Origin of the sequence: Verrucosispora sp. SN26_14.1 (assembly GCF_004307965.1) — a bacterium.
Lineage (GTDB): Bacteria > Actinomycetota > Actinomycetes > Mycobacteriales > Micromonosporaceae > Micromonospora.
Map to the genome: position 1 here is coordinate 1 of NZ_SISL01000261.1, position 8,298 is coordinate 8,298.

Consider the following 8,298-nt stretch of genomic DNA (forward strand, 5'->3'; position numbering starts at 1 on the left):
CCACCGACGCCGTCACCTGGCCCACCGAGCCGTCCGCCGCCGCCCTGCTGGCGGCGGGCACCGACGAGCGGGCGAGGGCGGAGCAGTTCTACTTCGTCCTGCCGGACCGGTTCGCCAACGGAGACCCGCGCAACGACCGGGGCGGTCTGACCGGCGACCGTCTGCGCACCGGTTACGACCCGACGGACAAGGGCTTCTACCAGGGCGGTGACCTCAAAGGACTGATCGATCGGCTCGACTACATCGAGGGGCTGGGCACCACCGCCATCTGGCTCGCACCGGTCTTCGCCAACCGCCCGGTGCAGGGCGAGGGCGACGACGCGTCGGCCGGCTACCACGGCTACTGGATCACCGACTTCACCCAGGTCGACCCGCACTTCGGCACCGCCGCCGACCTCAAGCGTCTGGTCCAGTCGGCGCACCGACGCGGCATCAAGGTCTACCTCGACGTGATCGTCAACCACACCGCGGACGTCATCAGCTACGCCGAGAACCGGCAGACCTACGTGGACAAGGCCACCACGCCGTACCGGGACGCGCAGGGTCGGCCGTTCGAGGACGCCAACTTCGCCGACGGCACCCGCCCCTTCCCCGAGGTGAACAGCCGGTCCTTCCCGTACACGCCGACGTTCCGCACCCCGGCGGACGCGACGGTCAAGGTGCCCTCCTGGCTCAACGACCCGACCATGTACCACAACCGGGGCGACTCCACCTTCGTCGGCGAGAACAGCGAGTACGGCGACTTCGTCGGTCTGGACGACCTGTGGACCGAGCGACCCGAGGTGGTCCGGGGCATGACCAAGATCTATGCCGACTGGGTGCGCTCCACCGGTGTGGACGGCTTCCGGCTGGACACCGTCAAGCACGTCAACATGGACTTCTGGCCGCAGTTCAGCCAGGGCGTCACCCAGGCCGCCGCCCGCGCCGGCAAGCCGGACTTCTTCATGTTCGGCGAGGTGTACAGCGCCGACCCGGAGATCGCCTCCCGCTACGTCCGACAGGGCGGCCTGCCGGCCACCCTGGACTTCGGCTTCCAGGAGGCGGCGCGTGGCTTCACCGCCGACGACGGCCCCGCCACGGCACTGGCCGACCTGTACGCCCGCGACGACCTGTACGCCGCCCGCAACACCGACGCCGGCCGGCTGCCCACCTTCCTCGGCAACCACGACATGGGCCGGATCGGCTCGTTCATCGCCGGCGGCGACACCGACCCCGCCACCCACCTGCGCCGCGACCAGCTCGCCCACGAACTGATGTTCCTCACCCGAGGCCAGCCCGTCGTCTACTCCGGCGACGAACAGGGCTTCACCGGCGCGGGCGGGGACAAGGACGCCCGACAGCCGATGTTCGCCTCCCGCACCGCCGACTACCTCGACGACGACCTGCTGGGCACCGACCGCACCCACGCCCAGGACCAGTTCGACCCGGCGCATCCGCTGTACCGGACCATCGCCGGGCTGGGCCAGCTGCGCCGGGCACACCCGGCGCTGCGCGACGGTGTACAGGTGACGCGCCACGCCGCCGACGGCCCGGGTGTCTTCGCCTTCTCCCGGTTCGACCCGCGTGACCGCACCGAGTACGTCGTCGCGGTCAACAATGCGCGGACCACGCAGACTGTCACCGTGGACACCTGGTCGGCCGGCACCCCCTTCACCGCGATCTACGGCGCATCCGGTCGGCGGGCCGCCGCCGCTGACGGCACGCTGACCCTGACCGTGCCCCCGCTCTCGGCGGTGGTGCACCGGGCCGGTCGGCCGGTCGCGGTGCCCGCCGCGAAGCCGGGCCTGACCATCACCACCCCGACGGGTACGCCGGTGGCCACCCGGGCCGAGGTGACCGCGCAGGTCAGCGGGGACCCGCTGGCCACCGTCACGACGGCGGCCCGGGTGGCGGGCGGCAGGTGGACACTGCTCGGCTCGGCGCACCGGGCGCCGTACACCGTGCACCACGACCTGACCGGGCTGGCCGCCGGCACGAGGATCGAGTACAAGGCGGCGGTCCGGGACGGCCGGGGCCGCACCGCCACCGCCCGCTCCACCGCCACCGTCGGCACCCCGCCGACCGGGTCGTCCCGCGACTGGCTGGTGGTGCACCACCACCGCCCGGACGGCGACTACGACGACTGGGGCCTGTACGCCTGGGGCGACATCGATCCGGCGTACGCCACCGAGTGGCCGCAGGGCCGTCCGTTCGACGGCACCGACTCGTACGGGCGGTTCGCCTGGGTGAAGCTGAAGCCGGGGGCGAAGTCGGTCGGTTTCCTGGTGGTCGACGCGGACGGCAACAAGGACGTCGACAACGACCGGACGGTGGACGTGACGCGCACCGGGGAGGTCTGGGTCAAACAGGGTGATCCGGCCACCTACCCGAGCCGGGAGGAGGCCGCCGGAGCACCGGCACCCCCGGTCGAGGAGGGTGTGGCGGTGATCCACTACCACCGGCCGGACGGCGACTACGACGGCTGGGGACTGCACCTGTGGGACGGCGCGGCCACGCCCACCGACTGGGCCCGACCGTTGCCGCCGACCCGCGTCGACTCGTACGGCGCCGAGTTCCGGGTGCCGTTGGCCGAGGGCGCGACCGGGCTGAGCTACATCATCCACTCCGGGGACACCAAGGACCTGCCACAGGACCAGCGGCTCGACTTCGCCGAGTCCGGTCGGGAGGTCTGGTTGCTCGCGGCGACACCGGGGCGGCTGCTGCCGGCGACGACCACCGGCGACAGCGGCGGTGACACCGACATCACCCGGCAGGCGGCGCACTGGATCGACCGCAGCACCGTCGCCTGGCGGACCGGCCCCACCGACGGTCGGGCGTACGCGCTGGTGACCGCACCCGCCGGTGGGGTGCGCGTGGTCGACGGCGAACTGGTCGGCACGTACACCTCGGTGCCGTTGACCGCGCGCCGCAACGGGCTCACCGAGGCGCAGCGCGACCGGTTCCCGCACCTGTGGGACCGGCACGCCTTCACCCTGGATCAGCGGGACCTGGCGACGGTGCCGGCGGCGCTGCGCGGGCAGGTGCTGGTGACCGAGCGGGCCGCCGACGGCACCCTGCTCGGTGCCACCGGCGTGCAGCTGCCGGGGGTCCTCGACGACGTCTACGCCCCGGCCACCACCGCCCGCCTGGGCGCCACCTTCACCGGCGGCGTGCCGTCCCTGGCGGTCTGGGCACCGACCGCGCGGACGGTGTCGCTGGAGCTGTTCGACTCGCCGACCGCCACACCGCGCGTGGTGGCGATGCGCCGCGACGACCGCACCGGAGTCTGGTCGGTGCGCGGGGCGCGGGACTGGGCCGGTCGCTACTACCGGTACCGGGTGCAGGCGTGGCAGCCGGCCGCCCAGCAGGTGGTGACCGCCTCGGTCACCGACCCGTACTCGGTGGCCCTGGCGGCGGACTCCACACACAGCCAGATCGCCGACCTGACCGACCCGAAGCTGGCGCCGACGGGTTGGTCGAGCCTGCGCAAACCGAGTGCGGTGGCCCCGGCCAAGGTGCAGATCTCCGAGCTGTCGGTGCGGGACTTCTCGATCGCCGACAGCACCGTGCCGGCCGACCGTCGCGGCACCTTCCTCGCCTTCACCGACCCGGGCACCGCCGGGATGCGGCACCTCAGGTCGATCGCCGACGCCGGGGTGACCCACCTGCACCTGCTGCCGGTATTCGACTTCGCCACCATCCCCGAGCGGCGTGCCGACCAGCGCCGCCCCGACTGCGACCTGGCCGCCGCGCCGCCGGACTCCGAACGGCAGCAGGAGTGCGTCGCGGCGGTGAAGGACACCGACGGCTACAACTGGGGCTACGACCCGCTGCACTACACCGTCCCGGAGGGCGGGTACGCCGTGGACCCGGACGGCACGCGCCGGACCGTGGAGTTCCGGCAGATGGTGGCCGGGGTCAACGGTGCGGGCCTGCGGGTGGTGCTGGACGTGGTCTACAACCACACCTCGGCCGCCGGCACCGACCCGCGCTCGGTGCTCGACCAGATCGTCCCGGGCTACTACCACCGGTTGCTCGACGACGGCGCGGTGGCCAATTCCACCTGCTGCGCGAACACGGCGCCCGAGCACGCCATGATGGGCAAGCTGGTGGTCGACTCGCTGGTCACCTGGGCCCGGGAGTACAAGGTCGACGGGTTCCGCTTCGACCTGATGGGCCACCATCCCAAGGCGAACATCCTGGCCGTCCGCGCCGCGCTCGACCGGCTGACCGTGGCCCGCGACGGTGTGGACGGCAGGAAGATCCTGCTCTACGGCGAGGGCTGGAACTTCGGCGAGGTGGCCGACGGCGCGCGGTTCGTGCAGGCGAACCAGGCGAACATGGCCGGCACCGGGATCGGCACGTTCAACGACCGGCTGCGTGACGCGGTGCGCGGTGGCGGCCCGTTCGACGAGAACCCGCGCCACCAGGGCTTCGCCTCCGGTCTGTTCACCGACCCCAACGGCGACCCGGTCAACGGCTCGGCGGCCGAGCAGCGTACCCGGCTGCTGCACCAGCACGACCTGGTCAAGGTCGGGCTGACCGGCAACCTGCGCGGCTACCGGTTCACCGACACCGGCGGCCGGGAGGTGACCGGGGCACAGGTGGACTACAACGGCTCGCCGGCCGGGTACACCGACGCGCCGGGTGAGGCGATCACGTACGTCGACGCGCACGACAACGAGATCCTGTACGACGCGTTGGCCTACAAGCTGCCGCAGGGCACCTCGGCCACGGACCGGGCCCGGATGCAGGTGCTGGCGTTGAGCACGGTGGTGATGGGGCAGGGTGCCGGGTTCGTGACCACCGGCACCGAGCGGCTGCGATCGAAGTCGCTGGACCGCAACTCGTACAACTCGGGGGACTGGTTCAACCAGATCCGGTGGGACTGCACCCAGGGCAACGGGTTCGGCATCGGGTTGCCGCCGGCCGAGGACAACCGGGACAAGTGGCCGTACGCGCGGCCGCTGTTGGCCGATCCGGCGCTGGTGCCGGACTGCGCGGCGATCGCGCTGACCGACGCCCGGTACGCCGAACTGCTGCGGATCCGGTCCTCCACGCCGGTCTTCGGGCTGCCCACCGCGCAGGAGGTGCAACGACGGGTCGCCTTCCCGCTCTCCGGCCCGCAGGAGACGCCCGGGGTGCTCACCATGACCCTGGACGCGCGTGGTCTGGGCGGGGCGTGGCGGTCGGTGACGGTGGTCTTCAACGGCACACCGCAGGAGGCGACGCAGCGGGTCGACGCCCTGCGCGGGGCGGACGTGTCCCTGCACCCGGTGCTGCGGTCCTCGGCCGATCCGGTGCTGCGGAGCGCGGCGTTCGAGCGGAACAGCGGCACGTTCCGGGTGCCGGCGCGCAGCGTGGCGGTGTTCGTCACGCGGTGACACGTGGTCCGGCCCCGCCGGTCCGATCCGTGGATCGGTCCGACGGGGCCGGGTCGTCACCTCGGCGTGAGGATCAGCCGAAGCAGTTCGGAATCGCGGTGATGCTGCCGGCGCAGTTGGTCGGCTTGTTGGCGGTGATCGCGGACTTGTCGTCCACGTTGACCACGCCGATGAAGCTGAACACGCCGCCCGGCGCGAGGGTGGCGAAGTTGTGCGACACCTTCGTCCGCTCCAGGTCGATCTCGCCGGAGACGGTGAAGACGCCTCCACCGACACCCAGCGGGCCGACGGCCCGGTTGCCACTGATCTCGCTGTTGCGGAAGGTCGCCTCGCCGGTGCCGTTGAAGACACCGCCACCGAAGAAGCCGGCCTTGTTCTCGACGATCTTGCTGTCCGTGACGTTGGCGATGGCGGTGAAGCCGAGCGCCAGGCCGCCGCCGACACCGACGGTGGTGTTCTTGGCGACCTCGACGTGCGCCAGCTCCAGGGTGCTGTCGTCGCCCGCAGCGGCCACACCGGCACCGGCCAGGACCGCCGTGTTGTTGACGACCTTCGAGTGCTGCACGGTGGTGTTGCCCTCGATGTCGAGCAGGCCGCCGCCGAAGCCGAGCACCTCGTTGCCGGTGATCTCGGTCTTCTCGATCAGTGCGGTGCCGCCGTCGATGTCCTCGCGGAAGATGAAGGCGGCACCGTTGGCGACGCCGCCGCCGCCGATGATGGCGTCGTTGTTGACGATCCTCGACTCGGCCACCCGCAGCACGCTGGCGTTGAAGATGCCGCCGCCGTACAGGAACGCGGTGTTGTCGGCGACCGTGGTGTGGTGCAGGTCGGCCTTGCCGAAGTTGGCCAGGCCCCCACCGACTCCACCGGCCTGGTTGGCGACGATGTGCGTCTCGGAGAACGAGGCGGTGCCGCCGGGCTGCACGAGCACGCCGCCACCGTCGTTGGACTCCGGCTCCAGCAGCACCGAGGGAGCCGCCTTGGCCTGGGCGGCCTTGAGCGCGGCACCCTTCGGCGCGGCCTGCAGCAGCGGCAGGTACGCCTTCTTGGCCTCGGCGGCCTTGGTCGCCTCCACCGAGTTGGAGAATCGCGACCACACCGCCTCGGGGGTGTCCCCGCCGACGGGCAGTGCCCGGGTCTGGCCGTTCTTGATGGTCAGGCCCTTGACGGTCAGGTTTCCGCCGCGGCCCACGTTGAGGATGCGGAACTCCTCGGCCGTGGCGTCCCGGACGATCTTGGTGTCGTGCCCCTTGAGGACGACGTTCTCGGTGATGACCGGCAGGCCGTTGGGGCCGGTGCCGTCACCCAGGTCGGAACGGGTCAGTGTGTAGGTGCACCCCTTGGCGAGGTTGAGCACGCCGCCGTGGTTGTCGTTGGCGAAGACCAACGCCTGGATCAGCTTGTCGGAGTCGCAGGGCACCTCCTTCTCGCGGTCCTTGCGGTCGTCGCCACCACGGTCCTTGTCGTGGCCACCGCGGTCGTCGCGCTGGTCGCCACCGCGGTCCCGCTTCTTGCCCTCGTGCCCCTCGGCGGCGTCCGGGCCCCGGTCACTGTCGGAGCTGACCTGCTGGGCGGTGGACCAACGCAGACCGTCGGCGCTGACCGCGCCGGCGCCGATACCGACGGCGGCGATGCTGACCACGCCGGTGAGACCGGCGACGCCACTGGCGAGCCAGAAGGCGCGACGCCGCTTCGGCGCCACCTCCGGCTCCGCGGCGTTGTTCTTAGCTTGGTAGTTGGACATCGGAGCTCTCTGCCCTCTCGTCGTACCAGACAGGGTCGTCACACGCGGGTGAGCTTCCCCTGCTACAAATCGGTTGTAGCTCCCACATGCACCGTATGAGAGTGTTCCTCGCTTCGCGCCCATATCCGAGATAACCCCACATTGGGTACGGGCTGCGCGGGAGTGGTGCAAGCGCTCTGAAGGGTGCAATCCGGGCCAATTCCGTGGCGATCGGCCGCCGACGCCCGTCGGGGCGGGTACGCGACCCGGGCTCCTCCGCACGCGGCGGAGGAGCCCGTCTATGTGGTCGTGCTCTGGAATCACCCGTACGCAGAAGGAACGATCAGCCGAAGCAGCGCTCCGGCACGACCGGACTGCCGGAGCAGTTGGTCGGTCGGTTGGCGGTCACCGCGGAGCTACGGTCGATCCGCACGCCGTCGTTGGTGGTGTAGATGCCGCCGGGCGGCAGCACCGAGAAGTTGGCCTGGACCGTGGAGCGTTCCAACCGGACCTGGCCGCCGTCGTTGTAGATGCCGCCGGCCACCGAGTTCTGGCCGACCACCCGGTTGGCCACGATCGCGGTGTCCCGCACGACGGCGGTGCCCCCGTAGGTGGCCAGTCCGCCACCGTTGCGCTCGGCGACGTTGTCGGTGATCTCGCTCTGCGCGATCACCGCCGTACTCTCGGGTCCCACGCCCAGCCCGCCGGACGTGTCGTCGGCGGAGTTGCGGGCCACCAGGACCTTCTCCAACGCGAGCTGGCCGTCGCCCAGGGCGAGCAGGCCACCGCCGTCCTCGCCGCTGTGGTTGCCGACGACCCTGCTCTGGGTCAGCGTCGCGGTGCCCCGATAGGTGAGGACGCCACCGGCGTTGTCGGTGGCCCGGTTGTGCTCGATAGTGCTCTTCCAGACCCAGAGCGTGCCACCGGCGCCGGGGAGCCCGAGGCCGGGCACACCGTTGCCGATGCCGCCGCCGGCGACCGCGCTGTTGTCCGTGATCGAGGATTCCTCGAGCCGGAACACCCCGGCGTTGAACACGCCGCCGCCGACACCACCGGCGCTGCTGGTCGCCACCCGGCTGTGGGCGACCCGTGCGGTGCCGAAGTTGGCGATCGCGCCGCCGTTGCCGCCGGCGTGGTGCAGCAGGAACTCGCTGTGCTCGACGTCGGCGCGGCCGCCCCGGCCCTGCGAGGACGCGGGTACGCCTACCTCGA

General features: G+C 71.5%; 2 protein-coding genes and 1 pseudogene. 1 reads left to right on the forward strand and 2 read right to left on the reverse strand.

The genetic code is table 11. The annotated features are described in order from the left end of the window. The coding region (gene pulA / locus EYA84_RS20875; RefSeq protein WP_131054735.1) for a pullulanase-type alpha-1,6-glucosidase at nt 1-5,363 on the forward strand (5,363 nt) is incomplete at its 5' end. A 73-nt stretch (nt 5,364-5,436) separates the two neighbouring features. On the opposite strand, the gene EYA84_RS20880 is transcribed toward pulA, so the two are convergent. Continuing rightward, a complete protein-coding gene (locus EYA84_RS20880) occupies nt 5,437-7,107 on the reverse strand; it encodes a hypothetical protein (protein ID WP_131054736.1) in 1,671 nt (556 codons plus the stop codon). Nucleotides 7,108-7,429: 322 nt separating this feature from the next. Beyond that, nucleotides 7,430-8,298: pseudogene (locus tag EYA84_RS32580) on the reverse strand (right-handed parallel beta-helix repeat-containing protein); the annotation flags it as partial.

Excerpts from the sequence above, each read along its gene's own strand:
- EYA84_RS20880 (WP_131054736.1), bottom strand. The coding sequence starts at position 7,107 with ATGTCCAACTACCAAGCTAAGAACAACGCCGCGGAGCCGGAGGTGGCG.